We start from the raw sequence: 20,903 nt of genomic DNA, 5'->3' as shown, positions 1-20,903 counted from the left end.
ACCGTCGCACCACCTGCTCGCCGGCCTCCTAGCGCCCCAGCGACTTACTCATCGCCTCGGCACCTGCGTCACCGGCACCCACGTGCGTCACCGGCTGCGCACCCAGACCCTCGCGCTAATTCTGTGGGCTGGCGCAACATTCGCCGAGCCGGCGAAGGCCGAGCCCACGGGACGCCTGAGTGGCGCGATCACGTCGGCACGGCACCCCCACATGTCGAGCACGACGCTACGTCGTTCTCGCGACTGGATCAGCTCGGCAGGACGTAGCCCGCCATCCGCTGACGCAGCAGCTTCTTGTCGATCTTGCCGGTCGCGCCGAGCGGGATTTCCTCCACCACGACCACGTCATCGGGCATCCACCAGCGCGCGATCTTGCCGTCGAGGAAGGAAAGCAATTCGGCCCTGCCGCACGTCGCCTCGGCATGGCGCTGGATCAGCAAGATCGGGCGCTCGTCCCATTTCGGATGCGCGATGCCGATCACCGCGGCGAGCGCGACCTCCGGGTGGCCGACCGCGATATTTTCGATCTCGATCGAGCTGATCCACTCGCCGCCCGACTTGACGATGTCCTTGGCGCGGTCGGTGATCTGCATGTAGCCAGCGGGGTCGATCGTCGACACGTCGCCGGTGTCGAAGAAGCCGTCCTCGTCGAGCACGTTTCCGCCCTCGCCGCCGAAATAGCCGCTGGTGATCGTCGGCCCCTTGATCTTGAGCCGCCCCGCAGTGCGCCCGTCGTGCGGCAGGCGGTTACCCTCATCGTCGGTCAGCTTGAACTCCAGCCCGCAGACCAGCCGTCCCTGCATCCCCTTGCGGCGCACCTGCTCGTCATAGGATTGCTCAAGCACCTCGGGGCTGGGCGTCGACAGCGTGGCGAGCGGCGACGTCTCGGTCATGCCCCAGCCCTGGATCACGTCGACGCCGTATTCGTCCTGGAACGCGCGGATCAGCGCCTCGGGCGGGGCGGAGCCGCCGATCACGACGCGCTTCAACGTCGAGAAACGCGCGCCGCTCTGCCGCAGGTAATGGAGCAGCCCCTGCCACACGGTCGGCACCGCGGCGGAGAAGGTGACGCCCTCGTCCTCGATCAGGCGGTAGATCGACTCGCCGTCCATCCGCGCGCCCGGCAGCACCAGCTTCGCGCCGACTGCGGGGGCGGAATAGACCACGCCCCAGGCATTGGCATGGTACATCGGCACGATCAGCAGCACCGTGTCGCGCGTCGTCAGCGCGAGCGCGTCGGCCTGGAGCGTCATCATCGTGTGAAGATAGTTGGAGCGGTGCGAGTAGAGCACGCCCTTCGGATTTCCCGTCGTCCCCGAGGTGTAGCACAGCCCGCACGCCAGCCGCTCGTCAAACCCGCCCCAGGTATATTCGGCCAGCTCGTCGGCGATCCATTCGTCGAACGCGACTGCGGGGTAATCGGTCGCGGGCAGCTCGGCGGCGGCGCACAGGAACACGACCTGCTCGATCGACGGCGCGGCGGCGAGCAGCGGGCCGACGAGGGCGGCGCAGGCCGGATCGGCGAGCAGGATGCGGTCGCCCGCGTGATCGGCGATATACGCGATCTGTTCGGCGAACAGCCGCGGATTGAGCGTGTGGAGCACCGCGCCCATGTTGGTCGCGCCGTACCAGGCGGCGAGGTGGCGCGCGCTGTTCCAGCCCATCGTCGCGACGCGGTCGCCCGGCCCGACACCTGCCCGCGCGAGCGCGTTCGACACGCGCTTGGCGGTCTGGTGCAGCCAGGCGTAATCCAGCCGCGTCAGGCTGCCGTCGCCCTCCCGCGAGACGATCTCGCGCGCGCCGTGCCAGGTCGCCGCGTGGTCGAGGAAGCGGTCCACCGTCAGGGGCACGTCCTGCATCAATCCGAACAGCGGCTGCGTCATGGGCATCAACTCTCCTGTGGGCGCTGGCTGTCGCGCCAGTCGCGTTTGACCTTCTTAGCGAGGCTCCATTTGTGCACCTCGGTCGGACCGTCGTAGATGCGGAAGGCGCGCACCTCGCGGAATACCTGCTCGACGATCGTGTCGCCGGTGACCCCGGTGCCGCCCATCACCTGCACGCAGCGGTCGGCGATGCGCATCAAGGCTTCCGATACCGCGACCTTCGCCATAGAACTTTCAACGGTACCGAGCGCGCCGGTGTCGAGCACGTCGGCGCACCAGTCGATCATCAGTTCGGCCTGTTTGAGGTCGATGAGGTTCTCGGCCAGCATGAAACCGACCCCCTCGTGGTCGATCAGCGGCTTGCCGAACGCGTGGCGGCGGTTGGCGTAATCGGTCGCGATCTCGTGCGCGCGCTGGCAGCTGCCCAGCCAGCGCATGCAATGCGTCAGCCGCGCGGGGGCCAAGCGAATCTGTGCGAGCTTGAACCCTTCGCCGGGATTGCCGAGCATCTGGTCGGCGGGCACGCGCAGGTCGGTGATCTGCACGACCGCGTGGCCGCCGGGCATCGACGAGTCGATCGTGTCGAGCACGCGCTCGATCCGGATCGCCGGATCGGGCAGGTCGACGAGGAACATCGTCGCGCCTTCCTCAGCTTTCGCCATGACGATGCCGACGCGCGCGCCATCGGCACCGGTGATGAACGCCTTGCGTCCGTTGACCACCCAGTGGTTGCCGTCCTGCACCGCGGTCGTCAGCATCATCGACGGGTCGGAGCCCGCACCGCCGTCCGTGGCCGGCTCGGTCATGAAGAATGCCGAACGCGCCTCGCCGCTGACGAGGGGATCGAGGAAGCGCGCCTTCTGCTCGGGGCTGGCCGCCTTGCCGAGCAGGTACATATTGCCCTCGTCAGGCGCCATGACGTTGACCGCGAGCGGGCCGAGCGGTGAGAGCCCGGCGGCGCGCAGCACCTGCGCCGTCTCGCGATGCGTCAGGTGGCTACCGTCGGCCAGAATATGCGGTGTGAGCACGCCTGCGGTACGCGCCAGCCCGCGGAGTTCGTGTACCAGCTCGTCGGATGGACCATGCGCGCTGCAGCGCGGGTCGCGCTCGTACGGCGCGACTGTCTCGCGCACGAACGCGGCGACCTTGTTCGCGATCTCGGTTCCGCGGGTCATCGTGCGCTCCTGAATGCCGGTTCCACGCTCCTTTGTCCTGTTTCGTTTGGTGTCGCCAGCCTTCGGCGTAACTTTTGTTGCGTCCGCCTCAGACGATCCAGCGCCACACGCCCGCCGCCCAGCCCGCGAGCGGAATGTGCGCCCAAGTCGCCGCCAGCCACATCACGACGCCGCCGCCAAGCGCGTGCGCACCCAGCGTGCCGATCCGCGCGCGGCCGCGAGCGATGGCGGCGAACGGTAGGTAGCTTGTCCGGCGCTGCCACTCGGGCCAGAAATCAGGCTGCAATCGCGCCTTCTTGCGGTCCTGCATGTGTGCGCCCGCCAGCGCGAGCACGATGATCGCGCTCGCCAGCACGACGTTCGAGGGAGCGGGATAGACGAGGATGTGCACAGCGCCCCACAATGCGAACGCCCACATCATCGGGTGGCGGGTGATCGCATAGACCCCGCTCGCTGCGGGTACCGGCTTGGCCTTGCCGCTCGGATCGGGCAGCGCGGGGTTGCGGACCAACGACCCAATGAACAGCACGCTGGCGAGCAGCATGACGATCGTCGCGATCGCCCACAATCCGTCGCCGACCGGCCATAACGGCGTGCCCGAAGGCGTGGCACGATAGGCGTGGGCGAGCCAGATCAATGTGGCTAGCGCGACCAGGCTGTAGATGCCAGCAAAGCCGCGCTCCCCGAGACGCGCGACCAGCGGCGCGCGCAGCGGGTGCGACAGGAGGAAGTGCGTTCCGACGAACGCCGCGGCGGCGATCAGCACTTCCCCCATGTCTTACTCTTTCGGTTTGTTATTGTACCCCGTGCATCCAGCGCTTGATGAACGGCGACAGCGCCAGCAGCACCGCACCGATCACCGCCGCGGTCAGGCCGATCGTCCAGAACACCTGGTTATAGGTGTCGAGGCTGACCTTCAGGTTGGTCACCTGTCCGCCAACGGTCTCAACCGAGGCGACCTGCGCGACGATACCCGCGACATATTGCGCAACCGAAATCGACAGGAACCACACGCCCATCATCAGCCCGACGATGCGCGCGATCGACAGTTTGGTGATCATGCTCAGGCCCACCGGCGAGATGCAAAGTTCGGCGACCGAGTGGATCAGGTAAAGCCCGGCGAGCCACCAGATCGCAACCTTGAAGTCGCTGCCGGCGAACTGCCCGCCCCAGACGAGGAACAGAAAGCCCAGCCCGACGCCGATCAGCGCGAGCCCGAACTTGACCGGGATCGTCGGCTCGATCCCGCGCGCGGCGAGCTTGGTCCACAGGATCGACATGACCGGCGCGAGTGCGACGATGAAGAACGCGTTGAAGAACTGCGTCTGCGGCGCCGTGATCGCGAACCCGCCGGCAATCGTGAGGTCGGTGTTGCGGTCGGCGAACAGCGTCAGGCTCGACCCCGCCTGCTCGAACAACGTCCAGAACACGACGTTGAACACGATCAGGATCATCGCCGCCAGCATCATCTGGAACTCGGCCTTGCTTCCCTTGGCATAGGACCAGATCAGGATGCCGGGCACGCTGACCAGAAAGGTGCCGAACAGCAGCTTACCCATCAGCGACAGCGATGCGATATAGCCCAGGATCCCCGAACCGGGCTCGGGCGCGGTCGAGTTCATCAGGTTGACGAACAGAAAATAGAATACCGGCACCGCCAGGATCGCACCCGCAAAAATGGCGAGCGTGCGGTCGGGTCCGGCGCGCACCGGCGCCTCGCCGATGCCGTTCAGCTTGCCGCCGTTGAACTGGATCAGCGCCCAGGAGATCAGCATGCCGAACGCGGCGAGGCCGAAGCCCGCCCACCAGCCGACCTTGTCGGCGAGCAGCGGGCACAGCAGCTGCGAGCCGAGCGAGCCGAGGTTGATTCCCATGTAGAAGATCGTGAACCCGGCGTCGCGACGACGATCGCCACCGGCGTAGAGCTCACCCACCATGGTCGAGATGTTGGGTTTGAAGAAACCGTTGCCGACCGAGATCAGGCTGAGCGCGAGGAGCAGGATCGCGGTCAGCAGCGCGCTGCGCTCGCCGCCGGTCTCGAACCCACCCTTCGCGACCGTGCGCGACACGCTCTTGTCGGGGTTGAGGAGCGAGACCGAACCGTCCTCGTTCCCCTTGATCTCGAGCCGCCCCTCAGGCGTCACGAGATAGCGCACCTCGGCCGAGGCACTCGTTGGCGCGTCGCGGAAACCGTCGACCTGCACCGCGTAACGCTGCCCGTCGATCGTCGCGTAAGGCTTGGCGGTCTCGCCACCGAAGCACAACGTCAGATAGCCGACCGCCATCATGATCGCGCCGAACTTCACCGAGCGTTTCGAGCCGAGATACTGGTCGGCGAGATACCCGCCCACCAGCGGCGTCAGATAGACGAGCGCGGTAAACCCGCCGTACAGCCCCGTCGCCTCGCGGTCGCCGAACACGAAATGCTTGGTGAGATACAGCGTCAGCAGCGCGCGCATCCCGTAATAACCGAACCGCTCCCACATTTCGGTGGTGAACAACCGCGCGAGCTGGCGCGGATGGCCGAACCAGGTTTCCTCGGCCGCCGGATTGGTGTGGGTGATATCGGGTTCGGCGCGGTTGTCGGCCGTCGGGGTGTCCACCATTCTCGAAATACGCTCCCTGGACTTCAGTATCGCGCTTGCGCACACGCGGCGCGCGCGATGGTTGCAGGCGAGACTAGCGGCAAAGCCCGTGCTGTAAATACGCGTTAACACTTCCTAGATGCGCGCGCATGTTCAACGATCGCTCCTCGCTCATCGCGCATCTCTCCACCCGCCGCTCGGGCAAGCCGCGCGATCTCGTCGCGCCGGGCCCCGACCATGCCGAACTCGTGCAGATGATCGCGCTCGCCGCGCGCACCCCCGATCACGGCAAGCTCGCACCGTGGCGCTTCGTGATCGTGGGCCCCGACCAGCGCGCGCGGCTGGCGGATTTGCTGGTCGAGGCGTACCGCGCCGAAAAGCCCGAGGCGCGGCAGGCCGAGCTCGACGGCATGATGCAGTTCGCGACCCAGGCGCCCGCGCTGGTCGTCGCGCTCTCCTCGCCCAAGACCGACAATAAGATACCGTTGTGGGAACAGGAATTGTCGGCCGGGGCGGCGTGCATGAACCTGCTCCACGCGGTTCACGCGCACGGTTACGCCGCCGGCTGGCTCACCGGTTGGCCGGCCTTCTCCCCTCGCGTCCGCGACGCGTTCGGCCAGGCGCATGAGCGGATTACCGGCTTCGTTTTCATCGGCACGCCGGGTCGCGCGCTCGACGAACGGCCGCGTCCCGCGATCGAACAGGTGTGGAGCGACTGGTAGACTTGCCTCCCATTTGCTGTATTAACGCAGCATGGCAGCACTGAGCAACGACGACAGCCCGGTCTACATCCGGCTGCGCGCAACCATCGCCGCGGGGATCCTGCGCGGTGACTTCGTGGCGGGCGACCAGCTCCCCTCGGTGCGCGCACTGGCGGCGGAACACGGCGCCAACCCGCTGACGGTCGCCAAGGCGTATCAGAGCTTCCAGGACGACGGCTATGTCGAGGTGCGCCGCGGCGTCGGCATGTTCGTGCTGGCGGGCGCGTCCGAGCGACTGCGCACTGCCGAGCGCGACAATTTCGTCGCCAATCAATGGCCGCGCATCCGCGGTTACATCGACCTGCTCGGGCTCGATCTGTCCGAGCTGATGGAGCGCCACGACGCCTGAGGGAGGCGAAACCGTGCTGCGACCTCGGCCGTTGTCGCACGCATGATCCTGCTCGCCTCCGCCCTGTTCGCCAGCGCCGCCGTTGCGACGCCGTCCGCCACCTCCGCCGCGGCGCGCGCGGTCGTGCAGCGTTATTATGCCGCGCTTGACCGGCGCGACTATCGCACCGCTTATCAATTGTGGGATCGCGGCGGACAGGCGAGCCGGCAGAGCTATCCGCAGTTCGTTCGCGGCTTCGCCAACACACGCCACACCTGCGTCGTGACGGGTGCGCCGACGCGGCCGGAGGGCGCGGCCGGATCGACCTACATCCGCGTTCCCGTGACGGTCCGCGCGACGCTCAACAACGGGACCGCGCAGGTGTTCGCGGGCAGCTATATTCTTCGCCACGTCAACGATGTCGACGGCGCCACGCCCGAGCAGCGGCAGTGGCACCTCGACAGCGCATCGCTGCGCCGGCGATGAAATACACGCCCGCGCTCCTGCTGCTGACCACCCTCGCCGCGTGCGGCCGCGCGCCCGAACCGCAGCCTGAACCGACGCGTGCCGCGGCAACGCCGACGCCCGCCCCGACACCGAGCGCGATTGGCGCCGCCACCGACCTGTCACGCTACGTCGGGCAATACCCGTTCGATCCGGTCGCGGGCGGGCGCTTCATCGACGAACCTGCGGTGCGTGCCGCAGTCGCGCGGGTCGTACCCGACGCGGATGTTCGCGACACGGTGCTCAGCCGCGACGCGACCGCCAATCCGGTTGCCGAGCAAGATGGGCGCATCCTGTCCTGGGCATGTGAGGCGCATAATTGCGGGCCGCACAATTGGGCGATCGCGATCACTTCTGACGGGCGCGACGCGGCGGTCTGCTACCACGACCAGGACGCAGGCGTGTCACGCTGGTACCCCGCCGATTACCGGAGCGCATCGCCCGACGGTTGTCCATCGGGCGAGTGACTGATCAGAACGCGTCGGCGGTCAGCGCGTAGAGCTGGCTCGCCGGCGCATTCGCTGCCGCCTCAAGACCCATCGCCTCGGGCACGATCTGGTCGAGGTAGAAGGCAACGCTCGCTTGCTTGACCGCGTCCGCGCCTTGCGCACGTGCCTGCCTCTCCAGCAGCCAGCCGCAGGTCGCGACCGACAGCATGGTGAGGAAGGGATAGCTCGCCGCTTGGCGATCGTCAGCGTCGGCGGTTTGCAACCGCCGCCCGACTGCCTCGCACGCATCGACCAGCGCGGTCAGCTGCGGGTGCTGAGCCTCGGCACGCATGTCGGTGATCAGGCTGGCAAAGGCGCCGCCGTTCGACAGCGACAGCTTGCGCCCGACGAGATCGGCGGCCTGGATGCCGTTCGTGCCCTCGTAGATCGGCGTTATACGCGCGTCGCGGAAGAATTGCGCCGCGCCCGTTTCCTCGACAAAGCCCATCCCGCCGTGGACCTGGACGCCGATGCTCGCGATCTCATTGCCCAGATCGGTCGCGTGCGCCTTGGCGAGCGGGGTGGTGATCTCAAGCCGGTCCTTCGCCTCGGCATCACCCATGCCCGCACGGTCGACCTGCCCGCAGGCGTAATAGACGAGCGCGCGCGCCGCCATCGTCTGCGTCTTCATCCGCAGCAGCATGCGGCGCACGTCGGGGTGCTCGATGATCGCGGACTGCGCACCGGCGCGCGCGCCCTGGACGCGCTCGCGGGCGTAATCGACCGCCTTCTGCGTCGCCGCCTCGGCAACCTGCACGCCCTGCAATCCGACGTTGAGGCGGGCGTTGTTCATCATCGTGAACATCGCGCGCATGCCGCCGAACTCGGGGCCGATCAGCTCGCCGACGCAATCGTCATGATCGCCGAACGACAGCACGCAGGTCGGCGAGGCGTGAAGCCCCATCTTGTGCTCGATCGAGACGACGCGCACGTCGTTGAGCGAGCCGTCCGCGCGCACCTTGGGAACGAGGAACAAGGAGATGCCGCGCGTGCCGACCGGGGCGTCGGGGGTACGGGCAAGGACGAGGTGGACGATGTTGTCCGCCATGTCGTGGTCGCCGAACGAGATGTAGATCTTGGTGCCCTTGATGCTGAACGTGCCGTCGCCGCGGGGTGTCGCGGTTGCGCGCAGCGCGCCGACGTCGCTGCCCGCCTGCGGCTCGGTCAGGTTCATCGTGCCGGTCCACTCGCCGGTCGCGAGCTTGGGGAGGTAAAGCGCCTGCTGCTCAGGGGTGCCGTGATGCTCGATCGCCTCGATCGCGCCGACCGTCAGCGTCGGGCAGAGCGCGAAGCCCATGTTGGCGCTGCCGAGCGTTTCGAGCACGGCCGCCTGGACGACGAAGGGCAGCCCCTGCCCGCCGTGCTCTTCCGACACGCCGATCGTGCCCCAGCCGCCCTCGACATAGGCCTGATACGCCGCGCGGTAGCCGTCGGGCATGACGACGCCGTCGGGCGTCCAGCGCGCGCCCACCGTGTCGCCGACGCGGTTGAGCGGCGCCCACTCGCCGGCGGCGAACTGCGCCGCGCCTTCCAGCACCGCGTCGATCACGTCGGGGGTGGCGGCAGCGAAGCGTTCGGTCGCGGCGAGCTCGTCGATCCCCACGACGGTGTCGAGGACGAAGCGCTGCTCGGAAACGGGGGCGGTGAAGGCCATTTCTCTCTCCTGGTCGCCGCCGCTATAGCGTGGCCGCATGGAGGCTCAACCACCCGTTATCCGCGCGTTCGGCGACGCGGGCGTTGCCGAAGCCGCGGCGCTGATCCGCGCCGGCGGGATGGTCGCGGTGCCGACCGAGACGGTGTACGGGCTCGCCGCCGACGCGCGCGACGCACAGGCGGTCGCGGGCATCTACGCGGCCAAGGGACGGCCAAGCTTCAACCCGCTGATCGTCCACGTCGCGGACATCGCGGCGGCGGAGGCGATCGCGACGTTCGACGAGGACGCGCGCGCGGTTGTGGCGCGGTTCTGGCCGGGGCCGCTGACGCTGGTGCTGCCCCTACGGGCCGACGCGGGCATCGCGTCGCTGGTCACCGCCGGGCTCGACACGGTCGCGATCCGGGTGCCTGCGCACCGTGCGATGCAGGCGCTGATCGCTGCCAGCGGCGCACCGCTCGCCGCGCCGTCGGCGAATGCGAGCAACGCGATCAGCCCGACCTGCGCCGCGCACGTCGCCGCGAGCCTGGGGTCGCGCGTGCCGTTGATCATCAACGACGGCGCGACCGTGGCTGGGGTCGAGTCGACGATCCTGGCGGGCCGCACGATCCTGCGCCCCGGGCCGGTTACCGCGGAGATGCTGCGCGACGTGCTGCCGGTCGCGCCCGGGCGAACCGCGCACGTCAGCGCGCCCGGGCAGCTCGCGACTCATTACGCGCCGGCCAAGCCGCTGCGGCTTGACGCCACGCAAGTGAGCGCGGACGAGTGGCTGATCGGTTTCGGCGCGGTTGCGGGCGACGACACGCTGTCTTCGCGCGGCGACGTAGTGGAGGCGGCGGCGCGATTGTTCGACACGCTGCACCGCGCCGACGCGTCGGATCGGTCTCGCATCGCGGTGGCACCGGTACCGGAAGTCGGCGTCGGTGTCGCGATCAACGACCGACTGCGCCGCGCGGCGCATCGCTGACGCTATCGACGGTGCAAGCGACGCCGCCCGGTCGGTGGTGGCGGTCGACGGGTGTTGGCTGCGTGCGAAGCCTCGTCGTTACGCTGGAAGGTTAGGCGAAAGTCACACCAACGCGTGGCACGGTGCCGTGCCACTATAGGCGGCCGACAGCCGACGGCGACATGGACGATGATGGGAAAGAGCGGCTGCGATCACGCGTGCCGCGCTTTCTCCTACATCGCAATCGTGTGCGTCAGCGGACGGCGGGCGCCTGGTTGTTGACGATTGCCGCCTTCTGCTCGGGGCTCATCGCGTGAGTGTTGAGGTCGGCGGCGTCGATCGCGTCGGCGCGCTTTTCGCCGACCTTGCGCACCTGCTCGGCCTGGTCCTTCAGGTCGTCGGCGCGCTGTTCGAGTTGGTCGGCGCGGCTGTCGGCGGTCTTCTCGACCTGACGCGCGAGCTTGTCGTCACCCGATCCGCCGCAAGCGGCGAGCGGTGCGGACAGGAGCAGGACGGCGGCGGCGAGACGAAGCGTGGACATGAACTGTTCCCTGTCAGTGGCTGCGCGCATGTTGCAGCAGCGCAATAACACAGATTAATACAGCCAGTTCCTTCATGCTGCCGCCGCGCGAGACGTCAGCCCTGCGCCTCGGCCATGCTCTTGGTGCGCGCGGCGTAGCTCTTGCGCAGCTTCTGCAGCTTGGGCGGGATCACCGCCATGCAGTAAGGATTGCTGCGCCCCTCGGTTTCCCAGTAATCCTGGTGATATCCTTCCGCCGGATACCAAGTGTCGTTCGCCTCGATCGTGGTCACAATCGGCTTCGACTGATTGCACTGCGCGCGCGCGATCGCGGCCTTGGCCTCGGCCACCTGCTCGTCCGACTGCGGGAAGATCGCCGAGCGGTATTGCGTGCCGACATCGTTGCCCTGACGGTTGAGCTGCGTCGGATCGTGCGTCGCGAAGAAGATGTCGAGCAGGTCGCCGTAGCTGAGCTGCGCGGGATCGAACCCCACCTTGATCGCCTCCGCGTGGCCGGTATCGCCGCCGCACACCTGGCGGTAGGTCGGGTTGGGCGCGTGGCCGCCGATATAGCCGCTCTCGACGCTCTCGACGCCGATCACGTCCTTGAACACGGCCTCGGTGCACCAGAAGCAGCCGCCGGCGACGATTGCATATTCGGTCATGGGGAAGTCTCCTTTGATCCCGATGTAGGAAGCCGCTACCGCGCACGAAAGGGAGTTGACGATGACCGACGCAGTGACGCTCGACGGCAAGGTGATGGTGACCGGCGGCGCGGGTTATATCGGCAGTCACGCGGTGCTGGCGCTGCTCGACGCGGGCTACGAAGTCGTCGTGATCGACAATCTCGTCACCGGGTTCGACTGGGCGGTCGACGGTCGCGCGGCGTTCGTCGAGATGGCGGTCGAGGACCCGCGCGTGGCGGACGTACTCGCCGAGCACAACGTCCGTGCGATCATGCACTTCGCCGGATCGGTGGTGGTGCCCGAGTCAGTCAGCGACCCGCTCAAATATTACCGCAACAACACCGCGGCGACGCGCAGCCTGATCGAGAGCGCGGTGAAGGCGGGCGTGCCGCACTTCATCTTTTCCTCGACCGCCGCGACCTACGGCACGCCCGAGCGCGTGCCGGTGACCGAGACCGATCCGACCGTGCCGATCAACCCGTACGGCATGTCGAAGCTGATGACGGAGGCGATGCTACGCGACGTGTCGGCGGCGCACCCGATGAACTACGCCGCGCTGCGTTATTTCAACGTCGCGGGCGCGGACCAGCAGGGGCGCAGCGGGCAGTCGACCGTGGGTGCGACGCACCTGATCAAGATTGCGGTCGAGGCGGCGACCGGCAAGCGCGCGGCGGTGAGCGTGTTCGGCGACGATTTCGACACGCGCGACGGGACGGGCGTGCGCGACTACATCCACGTCAGCGACCTGGCAGAGGCGCATGTCGCAGCGCTCGCCTGGCTGGTCGAGCATCCGGGCGAGAGCGTGACGCTGAACGCGGGGTACGGCCGCGGTTTCTCGGTGCTGGAGGTGCTCGACTCGGTCGATCGCGTCACCAACATGACGATCGAGCGCAAGATGGAGGGGCGTCGCGCAGGCGATCCGGCTGAGTTGATCTCGAACAACGCCGCAATCCTGGCGACGATCGATTGGACGCCGAAGCGCGCCGACCTCGACGGGGTCGTGCGCGACGCGCTGGCGTGGGAGCGCAAGCTCGGCGAGATGGGCCGCTGATGCGGCTGCGCTCGCTGCTGTTCGTGCCGGGCGACCGGCCCGAGCGAATGGAAAAGGCGCTCGGGATGGGTGCCGACGCGCTGATCCTCGACCTGGAGGATTCAGTCGCGGCAGGCGCCAAGGCGACGGCGCGCAGCGCGGTGCGCGAGTTCGTCGAGATGCGCAGTGGCGATGCGACGCTGTTCGTGCGCGTCAATCCGCTCGACAGTGACTTCATCGCCGACGATCTGGCGGCGATCGACGGCACCGCGGTGCGCGGGGTGATGCTGCCCAAGGCGGAGGGGCGCGCCTCGGTCGCCGAGCTGCGGCAGCGGTTGCCGGGCGAATACCTCGTGCTGCCGATCGCGAGCGAGACGCCGCGCGCGGTGTTCACGCTCGGCGACTATGACGGTGCAGGGCTCGCCGGGCTGACCTGGGGGGCGGAGGATCTGCCCGCGGCGATCGGCGCGTCGACCAGCCGCGAGGCCGATGGCACCTATACCGACCCGTACAAGATGGTGCGCGCGCTGACTTTGTTCGGCGCGCACGCGGCGGGCGTACCCGCGATCGAGACGGTCTATCCCGACTTCCGCGACCTCGACGGGCTCGCGGCCTATGCGGCGCGCGGGCGGCGTGACGGCTTCACCGGCATGATGGCGATCCACCCGGCACAGGTGGCAGTGATCAACGCCGCCTTTTCACCCAGCGATGCGGAGGTCGCGCACGCGCGCGCGGTGGTCGATCTGTTCGCGGCAAATCCTGGTGCGGGCGCGCTGCAGCTCGACGGCAAGATGGTCGACGCGCCGCACCTGAAGGCGGCGGAGCGGTTGCTGAGGCTCGCGGGCGGCTAGAGGGTTTCGGACCGATCCACCGTCATCTTGGACTTGATCCGAAATGACGGTGCCTTCTCCCGCCCCATCCAGAAAGCGGGACCCCGGATCAAGTGCGGGGTGACGAGAGAATACGCCTCAAGCAGATCGGAAAACGCTCCAGCCGCCGATCACTGGCCGGCAAGCAGCGGGCGCGTCCGCCGCGCAATCTGCCACCAGCCGATCGCCCACAAGGTGCCGAAGCTCCACCCGGCGAGCACGTCCGACGGCCAGTGGACGCCGAGATAGACGCGGCTGGTGCCGATCGCGCCGACCAGCAGGATCGCGAGGGCGAGCATTGTGTTGCGCGTGGCGCGACCAGGCACGACCTGCGTCACGAGCGCGACGAGCGTCAGGTAGACGATGGCGGAATTGGCGGCGTGGCCGCTGGGGAAACTGTCACCCGACACCTCGATCAGCCGGTCGCTGATCGGCGGGCGCGGGCGCGCGAAGACGAGTTTCAGCAGGTGGCTGCCGGTCGTGCCCGAGATGACGGCCGCCGCGACCAGTGCGGCGGTCAGCGCGAGGCGGCGCGCGAGCAGGATCGCCACCGCGCCGATCGTGACGATCGTCAGCACGGTGCCGCCGCCGAGCGCGGTGACGTCGATCATCGCCTTGCGCGCCCATGACGGGCCTGAGCCGCGCAGCGCGTTGCTGACGGGAAGGTCGAAGCCGAACGGATGCCGGCTGAGCGCGAAGCCGACGACCAGCAGCAGCGCGATCGCGCCCGCGCACAGGCCGGCCGCGCGCAGCACCGACGGCAGGTGCCAGGTGGCGGCTTCGCGGGTGGGTTCGGCGGCGGTCGGCGCGCGCGTAGGATCGGTGTCGGTCACGGATCGAAAATGATCTTCTTCACCCCGCGATCCGCCAGCCGGAACGCTATTTTGGCCAGGCAGCGGTAATCGGCGCCGGGTGGTGCGACGACGCGCACCGGCGTGCCCGCGGCCCACTCGCTCGCGCGACGCTTGAACTCGGCGTCGGACAGCACGCGATCGGCAATACTGACGTCGCATTTACGCGAGCGCGCGACCACAACGATTTCGGCCGGCGTGGGGGTGGGTTCGGGCGCGGGAGCAGCCTGGATTGCCGCGATCAGCGCGAGGGTGAAAAGGAACAGCGGCGGCGTCCGTCGAGAGGAACCGCCGCTGTGCGCTGCACGGACGGCCCGGTCAAACGACGGCTGGCCGCGGCGGCGTCGACCTCGTCAAACAGCCGCGCGGATCGCCACCACCTCGCCGGCCAGCGGGACAGCGAACGGGATCGTTCCGAGATCGGCGCGCGCGACCGCCAGCAGGCGTGCCTCGATCGCGCCGATTGCCTTCACGGGCTGATGCTCTGGCACGAAGCGTGCGCCCCAGCGGTCGGCGAGGGCCAAGTGGCGCGCCGCATCCTCGCCGGTACGACCAACGACGATCGCGGGCAGCGGCAGGTGCGTCGCGGGCAGATTGCCGAGCCCGACGCCCGCGCAGGCCGTGGCCGACGCGGGCGCGTGGAGCACCACGCCGCGCAAGCGGCTGAGATAGCTGCGCGGGCTGAGCTGTATCCAATAAGTCAGTGCGACCGCGGCGAGTCCCTCGGCAACCGCGATCGTCTCGGCCGGCGCATTACGCAGCGCGGCATCGAGCTGCGTCGCCCAGCGCGCCCGCGCGCCGAGGTCGAGCACCACGCGCCCGACGACGCTCGTCCCCTCGCCCGTGAGCAACACGATCGTTGAAGCGTCCAAGCCCGTCACGCGCGCCTCCTCCTGTTCGGAGAGGAGGCTATGCCAAGCCGGGCGCGCCACAACGGGCGAGCGCCCGGGCGAGTGGCGGGCGCGACGGGCCGCGCACCGCCAACGCTGTCAGGTGGGCCGGCTCAATAGGTAGCGTCGTCGGGCTGGTCGAACAGGTCCTTGAAGCGTCGCGGTTGCGAGCGGAGATACTGGTCGGGCGCGCGGACGTGACCGCCGAGTGCGGCCGCTGCGTGCCACGGCCAGCGCGGATCGTAGAGGATCGTGCGCGCGAGTGCGATCAGGTCGGCGTCGCCGGTCGCGACGATCGCCTCCGCCTGCTCGTAATCGGTGATCAGTCCGACCGCGACCACCGGGATCGACACCGCCTGCTTCACCGCGCGCGCGAGCGGCACCTGGTAATTGGGGCCCACGGGTATGTCCTGGCGCGGATCGAGCCCGCCGCTCGACACGTGGATCGCGGCGCATCCGCGTGCCTCGAGCGCCTTGGCAAAGGCGATCGTGCCTTCGATGTCCCAGCCGCCCTCAACCCAGTCGGTGCCCGATACGCGTACCGTCACCGGCTTGTCGGCCGGGAACGCCGCGCGCACCGCGTCGAACACCTCCAGCGGGTAGCGCATCCGGTTCTCCAGGCTGCCGCCGTAATCGTCGTCGCGTTGGTTGGAGAGCGGGGACAGGAACTCGTGCAGCAGGTAACCGTGCGCGGCATGGATCTGGATCGCGTCGATCCCCAGCCGCGCCGAGCGTTCCGCCGCGGCCGCGAAGGCGTCGCGGATCTCGTCCAGCCGCTCGCGGGTCAGCGCCGTCGGCGCCGCCTCGCCCTTGTCGAACGCCAGCGCCGATGGCGCCTCGGTCTGCCAACCGTTCGCCTCGGTCGCAGCGATCTGCTTGCCGCCGTGCCACGGCAGCTCGGTCGACGCCTTGCGCCCGGCGTGCGCGAGCTGAATCGCGATCGGTACGGCCGCGTGCGCGCGCACGCCGTCCAACACGCGCTTCATCGCCGCTTCGGTTTCGTCGTTCCACAGCCCGACGTCGCCGTAGGTGATCCGCCCCTCGGGCACCACCGCGGTCGCCTCGATCGTCAGCACGCCCGCACCCGACAACGCAAGGTGACCGAGATGGATCAGGTGCCAGTCGGTCATGCAGCCGTCGGCGGCCGAATATTGGCACATTGGTGCGATGACGATGCGGTTGGCAACCGACATGCCGCCAACCTTCAACGATTCAAATAACTTGGGTCCGCTCATCTTCCAACTCCGTCGATCAGCCGCCCCAACGCGCGGGCGCACGAAGGGTGCCTGCGACACGACGGACGATCTTGCCATCGGCTTCGACAACGCGAGAAGGGCACCGGCATCTCTATCGTAAGAATTGCTCCGCCTCGACCGATGTAGACGCATGACGGCGAGCCCCTTCACGCGGCGCTTACCATTGCGGCGCTACACGCACGGCCATGTTTCACGATGCAGCGTTCCCAGGTGCGACCCGCACCGATCCTCGCCCGGCGTCGGCGGTCAGCCACGGCGTCGGGGTGGCGGGCATGGTCGGGCTCGTCGCCTGGATTTCGGTTGCGCGGCACTTCGGCATGGACGGGACCTATGCCGCGCTGGTCAACGGCGCCGCCTGTGCGCTGCCGATGGTGCTGTGGTCGCTGCTGGTCGACAAGGTCCACCAGCGCGCCTCCACCGGGATCGACTGGACGCAGGCGCGGCCGTGGCGCGAGACGATCGACATCAGCCTGATCAAGCTCGCCGGGCTGTGGGTCACCTGGGCTGGCATCGCGCTGATCTACATGACCGGGCGTTTCTACTGGGAAGGCAATTTCCGCTTCGCTATGTGGTGCCTGGAGGGGGCGGCGCCGTGGCTGTTCGCCGCCTCGATCCCCTATGTGCTGTGGCTCGACCGCTATTTGGTGGAGCCGCGCGACGGTGCCTGGGCGCTGGGCGCCTGGGTGACCGGCACGGCGCCGGCGGACCGTGCGGCGATCCACGCGCATCTGCGTAGCTGGGGGGTGAAGGCGTTCTTTCTCGCCTTCATGCTCGCGATCGTGCCACCGGGTTTCGGCGATTTCGTCAATGCCGACACCGCCAATCTGCTCGGCTCACCCGTCGCGCTGTCGAATTGGCTGATCAACTTCATGTTCGTGGTCGATGTCGCGTTCGCGACGGTCGGCTATTTGCTGACGATGCGCCCGCTCGACGCGCATATCCGCTCGGCCAATCCGTACATGGCGGGGTGGACCGCAGCGCTGATCTGCTACCCGCCGTTCATCATGATGGATGACGGACGGCCGTTCGATTATCGCCCGGGCACCGCCGACTGGACGCACTGGATGCAAGGGCACCCGACGCTACTGGCAGTGACGGGCACGGTGCTGGTGGTGCTGACCGGCATCTACGCCTGGTCGACGGTCGCGTTCGGGTTGCGCTTTTCCAACCTCACCAATCGCGGCATCCTGACGCACGGACCCTATGCGCTGTCGCGCCACCCGGCTTACCTGTCGAAGAACCTGTTCTGGTGGATTTCGACGATCCCCTTCCTGACGACCGGGAGCCTCGCGGACGCAGGCCGCGCGACCATTCTGATGGCGGCGGTCAGCGGCATCTATTATTGGCGCGCCAAGACCGAGGAACGCCACCTGCTGCTCGACCCCGATTACCAGACCTACGATGCGTGGATGGCACGCCGCGGCGCGGTGCCGCGTTTCCTGCGCTGGGCAAAGGGGAGTGCCACCGCCTCGACCGCGCCGACGCAGGCGTAGCGCTGCACGTTGCGGGCACTAGTCAGGACTGCCCGCTCGATCAGCGCGGGCGCTGGTTCACCGGTCGGTGCGAACCGACGCACACGCTTCACCCGCAGGACGGCACGGTAGTCCTCACTGCCCGCACATGACGCTTGAGCGTCGATCAGGCTTGGCGCTGCGTGAACCGGCCGCCGACGTTCGAACACGTCGCTCGCGCCAGCAGAACACATGCCATGGTGGTCTAACCGCGACATGGTGCAGCAACTCGCGCCGTCACGAGCGACCCGCAAACCAGTCTGATGACACCTTGGCCCGACGTCCGCGACGCGTCGGTGACACGCCGAAGATGCGCCTAGAAGCTGGCCTCGTCGTACACCTTCGACACGTCGCCACCCCAGGCGCCATGGTAGCGTTCCAGCAGCACCTCGGCCGGCACCTTGCCGCTGCGCACGATCTCGCGCAGCGGGTCGAGAAAGCCGGTTTCGTCGTCGCCCGCCGCATTCACTCGCGCGCGCGCCTTCAGCCCGGCGTGCGCGATGTCGAGCACGCGGCCTGCCACGTCGCGCAACTGTCCGCCGCCCGCGATCGGCGCCGACAGCCCCTGCGCGGGCACCGCGTCGCGCAGCGCCTGGCGTTCCTCCAGCGTCCAATCCTTGACCACATCCCACGCCGCGTCGAGCGCCGCATCGTCGTAGAGCAGACCGACCCAGAACGCCGGCAGCGCGCAGATGCGGTTCCACGGCCCACCATCAGCGCCGCGCATCTCCAGAAACGTCTTCAACCGTACCTCGGGGAAGGCGGTCGACAAATGATCGTTCCAGTCGTCGATCGTCGGCCGCTCGCCCGGCAGCACCGACAGCTCGCCGCGCAGGAAGTCGCGAAAACTCAGCCCCGCCGCGTCGATGTACTGCCCGTCGCGATAGACGAAGTACATCGGCACATCGAGCATGTAGTCGGCGTAGCGCTCGTAACCGAAGCCATCCTCGAACACGAACGGCAGCATGCCGGTGCGCGCCGCGTCGGTGTCCGACCAAATGTGGCTGCGATAGCTCAGCATCCCGTTCGGCTTGCCTTCAGTGAACGGCGACGCAGCGAACAGCGCGGTGGCGAGCGGTTGCAGCGCGAGCCCGACGCGGAACTTCTTCGCCATGTCGGCTTCCGACGCATAATCGAGGTTCACCTGGATCGTGCAGGTGCGCAGCATCATGTCGAGCCCCATCGTGCCGACGCGCGGCATGTGGCGCAGCATGATCGCGTAGCGGCCCTTGGGCATGATCGGCAGCTCGGCGCGCCTCTTGTCGGGCCACATGCCCATTCCGAGAAAGCCGATCCCCAGCTTCTCGCCCGCCGCCTTGACCTGCTGCAGGTGGCGCCCCGTCTCCGCGCAGGTCTGGTGCAGATTGTCGAGTGGCGCGCCCGACAGTTCGAACTGACCGGCGGGCTCCAGGCTGACTGACCCGTCCGCCCCGGTCAGCGCGATGACCTTGCCGTTCTCCTCGACCGGACGCCAGCCATATTGCTCGAGTTCGCCGAGCAACGCGCGAATCCCGGCGGGCTCGTCCCACGACGGCGCGTGATGGTCGCCGCGCGCGTACACAAACTTCTCGTGCTCGGTGCCGATGCGCCAGCGGTCACGCGGTTTCTCGCCTGACGCGAAATGGTTGATGAGTTGATCGCGCGATCCAATGACCGCTGCGTTGCTGTCCGAAACGGTCTTCGTCGTCATGCTCGCGCGCTTACGCGCGGATGAACGGCAACGCTAGTGGCCGCGTCGGTGACTGCGGCAAAGCGCCCTAGACGTGTCTTTCGCAACGAAAAAGGGAGGCCGGCGATGTGCCGACCTCCCAATTCGTTCGTCAGTGTTGATCGACTTACTGGCCCGAACCCGGACCGTAGGTGATCTCCACGCGACGGTTCTGCACTTCGCGCACACCGTCCGACGTCTGGACGCGCAGGCGGGTCTCGCCGAACGCTTCCGTGGTCATCACGCCGTCCGGGATACCCTTCGACGCGAGGTAGGACTTCACCGAGTCCGCGCGACGCTGCGACAGACCCTGGTTGTACTGCGAGGCACCCGACGTGTCGGTGTAACCAGCCAGCATGACCTGCGCGTTGTTGCAGTTCTGGTACTGCGTCACTGCGTTGTCGAGGATCGACGCTGCTTCCGGGGTAACGTCCGACTTGTCCCACTCGAAGAACACGATGAACGGACCCGGCGAGCAGACCACCTCGGGCGCCGGCGGCGGCGGAGGCGGGGGGGGAGGCGGCGGCGGCGGCGGCGGCGGCGGCGGTGCGGCCGGCTCGCCGAAGTTGTAGGTCACGCCGCCCAGGATGCTGTGCGAACGGAAACGACCGTCGTAGTTGCTGCCACGCGCGTCGACGAGATCGACGTTGTCCGCGTTGAAGAAACGATACTTGACCGAGACGTCAACCCGATCGCTCAGCGGCGCGCGGATGCCCGCCAGGGCCTGCCACGCGAACACGGTGTCCGAATCGTCGATCAGGCCGTAGCTACGGCCGAGCGCGAAGCGCGACTTGACGCGCGCCACACCGGCACCGCCGCCGACGAAGCCCTGCAGGCCATCGTCCGGACCGAAGTCCAGCAAACCGTTGATCATGAAGCTGAGCGCCGAGGTCTTGCCGCCGGCATTCTCGTAGTTGCCAGCCGCAACCGTCTGAGCGGTCGCCGGTCCAACCGGGATACGACCCGACGAACGGATCGCGTCAACGGTGGCTTCACGATAGCCAACTTCCGCTTCGAGGCGGAACGCACCGAAGTCGTAGCCGATCACGCCATCGACGTCGTAGCCGTAATCGTGATCAACGGTGGTGGTGCCGCTCAGGCCGTTGCCGGCCACTGCGCCAGTAACGTCGTAATCGATGTCTTCGACGATCATCGCACCGCCCTCGACGCCCACGTACCACGAATTATCGCGGGCCAGTGCGGGCGAGGCGAGCGCGGTCGAAGCGAGCGCCACAGTTATGGCAAGCTTCCGCATACTATT

General features: G+C 67.9%; 21 protein-coding genes. 8 read left to right on the top strand and 13 right to left on the bottom strand.

Translation table 11 applies throughout. The features are described 5' to 3' along the window. Positions 1 to 248 precede the first annotated feature (248 nt). The 4 genes from HRV97_RS09265 to HRV97_RS09250 all read right to left on the bottom strand — a co-directional run bounded on the left by HRV97_RS09265 (position 249) and on the right by HRV97_RS09250 (position 5,664). Positions 249 to 1,889, bottom strand: a complete 1,641-nt coding sequence (locus tag HRV97_RS09265; protein ID WP_343044472.1) for a long-chain-fatty-acid--CoA ligase — start codon at positions 1,887 to 1,889, stop codon at positions 249 to 251. Then, on the bottom strand, positions 1,889 to 3,058 hold the full coding sequence (locus HRV97_RS09260) for an acyl-CoA dehydrogenase family protein (protein WP_174193984.1): 1,170 nt from the start codon (positions 3,056 to 3,058) through the stop codon (positions 1,889 to 1,891). The genes HRV97_RS09265 and HRV97_RS09260 overlap by 1 nt, the downstream gene beginning before the upstream one ends. 88 nt (positions 3,059 to 3,146) lie before the next feature. Next, positions 3,147 to 3,833: an NnrU family protein gene (locus tag HRV97_RS09255; protein ID WP_174193983.1), complete on the bottom strand. Its 687-nt coding sequence runs from the start codon at positions 3,831 to 3,833 to the stop codon at positions 3,147 to 3,149. Between the two features lie 19 nt (positions 3,834 to 3,852). After that, positions 3,853 to 5,664 carry a peptide MFS transporter gene (locus HRV97_RS09250; protein WP_174193982.1) on the bottom strand — a complete coding sequence of 604 codons (1,812 nt, stop codon included), beginning with the start codon at positions 5,662 to 5,664 and terminating at the stop codon, positions 3,853 to 3,855. Between the two features lie 128 nt (positions 5,665 to 5,792). Between HRV97_RS09250 and HRV97_RS09245 the strand changes: the two genes are divergently transcribed. From HRV97_RS09245 to HRV97_RS09230, 4 genes are read left to right on the top strand one after another with little or no spacing between them, the layout of a single operon-like run. Beyond that, a complete protein-coding gene (locus HRV97_RS09245) occupies positions 5,793 to 6,365 on the top strand; it encodes a nitroreductase family protein (RefSeq protein WP_174193981.1) in 573 nt (190 codons plus the stop codon). 31 nt (positions 6,366 to 6,396) lie between these two features. Continuing rightward, complete coding sequence (locus tag HRV97_RS09240; protein ID WP_174193980.1) at positions 6,397 to 6,753, top strand: GntR family transcriptional regulator; 357 nt, start codon at positions 6,397 to 6,399, stop codon at positions 6,751 to 6,753. Positions 6,754 to 6,795: 42 nt separating this feature from the next. Then, on the top strand, positions 6,796 to 7,218 hold the full coding sequence (locus HRV97_RS09235; protein WP_174193979.1) for a hypothetical protein: 423 nt from the start codon (positions 6,796 to 6,798) through the stop codon (positions 7,216 to 7,218). Next, complete coding sequence (locus tag HRV97_RS09230; protein ID WP_174193978.1) at positions 7,215 to 7,703, top strand: hypothetical protein; 489 nt, start codon at positions 7,215 to 7,217, stop codon at positions 7,701 to 7,703. The genes HRV97_RS09235 and HRV97_RS09230 overlap by 4 nt, the downstream gene beginning before the upstream one ends. A 4-nt stretch (positions 7,704 to 7,707) precedes the next feature. Here the strand turns inward: HRV97_RS09230 and HRV97_RS09225 are convergent, their stop codons facing one another. Further along, complete coding sequence (locus HRV97_RS09225; RefSeq protein WP_174193977.1) at positions 7,708 to 9,378, bottom strand: acyl-CoA dehydrogenase; 1,671 nt, start codon at positions 9,376 to 9,378, stop codon at positions 7,708 to 7,710. 37 nt (positions 9,379 to 9,415) lie between these two features. Between HRV97_RS09225 and HRV97_RS09220 the strand changes: the two genes are divergently transcribed. Then, positions 9,416 to 10,342 (top strand): L-threonylcarbamoyladenylate synthase, encoded by a 927-nt coding sequence (locus tag HRV97_RS09220; RefSeq protein WP_174193976.1) that lies wholly within the window; start codon positions 9,416 to 9,418, stop codon positions 10,340 to 10,342. 232 nt (positions 10,343 to 10,574) lie between these two features. Here HRV97_RS09220 and HRV97_RS09215 read toward each other — a convergent pair whose 3' ends face one another. Together HRV97_RS09215 and msrA are read right to left on the bottom strand one after the other, a co-directional pair. Beyond that, on the bottom strand, positions 10,575 to 10,862 hold the full coding sequence (locus HRV97_RS09215) for a hypothetical protein (protein WP_174193975.1): 288 nt from the start codon (positions 10,860 to 10,862) through the stop codon (positions 10,575 to 10,577). 95 nt (positions 10,863 to 10,957) lie between these two features. Next, positions 10,958 to 11,506: a peptide-methionine (S)-S-oxide reductase MsrA gene (gene msrA / locus HRV97_RS09210; RefSeq protein ID WP_174193974.1), complete on the bottom strand. Its 549-nt coding sequence runs from the start codon at positions 11,504 to 11,506 to the stop codon at positions 10,958 to 10,960. Between the two features lie 61 nt (positions 11,507 to 11,567). On the opposite strand from msrA, the gene galE reads away from it, so the two are divergent. Together galE and HRV97_RS09200 are read left to right on the top strand one after the other, a co-directional pair. Then, positions 11,568 to 12,578: a UDP-glucose 4-epimerase GalE gene (gene galE, locus HRV97_RS09205; RefSeq protein ID WP_174193973.1), complete on the top strand. Its 1,011-nt coding sequence runs from the start codon at positions 11,568 to 11,570 to the stop codon at positions 12,576 to 12,578. Further along, positions 12,578 to 13,408, top strand: a complete 831-nt coding sequence (locus tag HRV97_RS09200; RefSeq protein ID WP_174193972.1) for an HpcH/HpaI aldolase/citrate lyase family protein — start codon at positions 12,578 to 12,580, stop codon at positions 13,406 to 13,408. The genes galE and HRV97_RS09200 overlap by 1 nt, the downstream gene beginning before the upstream one ends. Positions 13,409 to 13,557: 149 nt before the next feature. Here HRV97_RS09200 and HRV97_RS09195 read toward each other — a convergent pair whose 3' ends face one another. From HRV97_RS09195 to HRV97_RS09180, 4 genes are all read right to left on the bottom strand, one after another. Beyond that, the gene (locus tag HRV97_RS09195; protein ID WP_174193971.1) at positions 13,558 to 14,259 is read right to left on the bottom strand and encodes a phosphatase PAP2 family protein; all 702 of its coding nucleotides are present in this window, start codon (positions 14,257 to 14,259) and stop codon (positions 13,558 to 13,560) included. Then, positions 14,256 to 14,414 (bottom strand): hypothetical protein, encoded by a 159-nt coding sequence (locus tag HRV97_RS17415; protein WP_174193970.1) that lies wholly within the window; start codon positions 14,412 to 14,414, stop codon positions 14,256 to 14,258. Before HRV97_RS17415 ends, HRV97_RS09195 begins: the two co-directional genes overlap by 4 nt. Positions 14,415 to 14,630: 216 nt before the next feature. Continuing rightward, positions 14,631 to 15,158 (bottom strand): alpha/beta hydrolase, encoded by a 528-nt coding sequence (locus HRV97_RS09185; RefSeq protein ID WP_174193969.1) that lies wholly within the window; start codon positions 15,156 to 15,158, stop codon positions 14,631 to 14,633. Positions 15,159 to 15,280: 122 nt separating this feature from the next. Beyond that, positions 15,281 to 16,402, bottom strand: a complete 1,122-nt coding sequence (locus HRV97_RS09180; protein ID WP_174193968.1) for an NADH:flavin oxidoreductase/NADH oxidase — start codon at positions 16,400 to 16,402, stop codon at positions 15,281 to 15,283. Positions 16,403 to 16,608: 206 nt separating this feature from the next. On the opposite strand from HRV97_RS09180, the gene HRV97_RS09175 reads away from it, so the two are divergent. After that, a complete protein-coding gene (locus tag HRV97_RS09175; RefSeq protein WP_174193967.1) occupies positions 16,609 to 17,916 on the top strand; it encodes a methyltransferase family protein in 1,308 nt (435 codons plus the stop codon). 334 nt (positions 17,917 to 18,250) lie between these two features. Here the strand turns inward: HRV97_RS09175 and HRV97_RS09170 are convergent, their stop codons facing one another. Then, complete coding sequence (locus tag HRV97_RS09170) at positions 18,251 to 19,624, bottom strand: glutamate--cysteine ligase (protein WP_174193966.1); 1,374 nt, start codon at positions 19,622 to 19,624, stop codon at positions 18,251 to 18,253. 145 nt (positions 19,625 to 19,769) lie between these two features. Beyond that, entirely contained in the window at positions 19,770 to 20,897 is a 1,128-nt protein-coding gene (locus HRV97_RS09165; RefSeq protein ID WP_174193965.1) for an OmpA family protein, read from the bottom strand. Positions 20,898 to 20,903 lie beyond the last annotated feature (6 nt).

This window comes from Sphingomonas hominis (genome assembly GCF_013328205.1).
In the GTDB taxonomy this organism is placed as follows: domain Bacteria; phylum Pseudomonadota; class Alphaproteobacteria; order Sphingomonadales; family Sphingomonadaceae; genus Sphingomonas; species Sphingomonas hominis.
Note: the sequence above shows the minus strand (reverse complement) of the source record. Positions and strands in the feature narration are given on the sequence as shown.

Bases quoted from the DNA above. Each gene is read 5' to 3' on its own strand.
- HRV97_RS09265 (WP_343044472.1), bottom strand. From the start codon at position 1,889: ATGCCCATGACGCAGCCGCTGTTCGGATTGATGCAGGACGTGCCCCTG.
- HRV97_RS09260 (WP_174193984.1), bottom strand. From the start codon at position 3,058: ATGACCCGCGGAACCGAGATCGCGAACAAGGTCGCCGCGTTCGTGCGC.
- HRV97_RS09255 (WP_174193983.1), bottom strand. From the start codon at position 3,833: ATGGGGGAAGTGCTGATCGCCGCCGCGGCGTTCGTCGGAACGCACTTC.
- HRV97_RS09250 (WP_174193982.1), bottom strand. From the start codon at position 5,664: ATGGTGGACACCCCGACGGCCGACAACCGCGCCGAACCCGATATCACC.
- HRV97_RS09245 (WP_174193981.1), top strand. From the start codon at position 5,793: ATGTTCAACGATCGCTCCTCGCTCATCGCGCATCTCTCCACCCGCCGC.
- HRV97_RS09240 (WP_174193980.1), top strand. From the start codon at position 6,397: ATGGCAGCACTGAGCAACGACGACAGCCCGGTCTACATCCGGCTGCGC.
- HRV97_RS09235 (WP_174193979.1), top strand. From the start codon at position 6,796: ATGATCCTGCTCGCCTCCGCCCTGTTCGCCAGCGCCGCCGTTGCGACG.
- HRV97_RS09230 (WP_174193978.1), top strand. From the start codon at position 7,215: ATGAAATACACGCCCGCGCTCCTGCTGCTGACCACCCTCGCCGCGTGC.
- HRV97_RS09225 (WP_174193977.1), bottom strand. From the start codon at position 9,378: ATGGCCTTCACCGCCCCCGTTTCCGAGCAGCGCTTCGTCCTCGACACC.
- HRV97_RS09220 (WP_174193976.1), top strand. From the start codon at position 9,416: ATGGAGGCTCAACCACCCGTTATCCGCGCGTTCGGCGACGCGGGCGTT.
- HRV97_RS09215 (WP_174193975.1), bottom strand. From the start codon at position 10,862: ATGTCCACGCTTCGTCTCGCCGCCGCCGTCCTGCTCCTGTCCGCACCG.
- msrA (WP_174193974.1), bottom strand. From the start codon at position 11,506: ATGACCGAATATGCAATCGTCGCCGGCGGCTGCTTCTGGTGCACCGAG.
- galE (WP_174193973.1), top strand. From the start codon at position 11,568: ATGACCGACGCAGTGACGCTCGACGGCAAGGTGATGGTGACCGGCGGC.
- HRV97_RS09200 (WP_174193972.1), top strand. From the start codon at position 12,578: ATGCGGCTGCGCTCGCTGCTGTTCGTGCCGGGCGACCGGCCCGAGCGA.
- HRV97_RS09180 (WP_174193968.1), bottom strand. From the start codon at position 16,402: ATGAGCGGACCCAAGTTATTTGAATCGTTGAAGGTTGGCGGCATGTCG.
- HRV97_RS09175 (WP_174193967.1), top strand. From the start codon at position 16,609: ATGTTTCACGATGCAGCGTTCCCAGGTGCGACCCGCACCGATCCTCGC.
- HRV97_RS09170 (WP_174193966.1), bottom strand. From the start codon at position 19,624: ATGACGACGAAGACCGTTTCGGACAGCAACGCAGCGGTCATTGGATCG.
- HRV97_RS09165 (WP_174193965.1), bottom strand. From the start codon at position 20,897: ATGCGGAAGCTTGCCATAACTGTGGCGCTCGCTTCGACCGCGCTCGCC.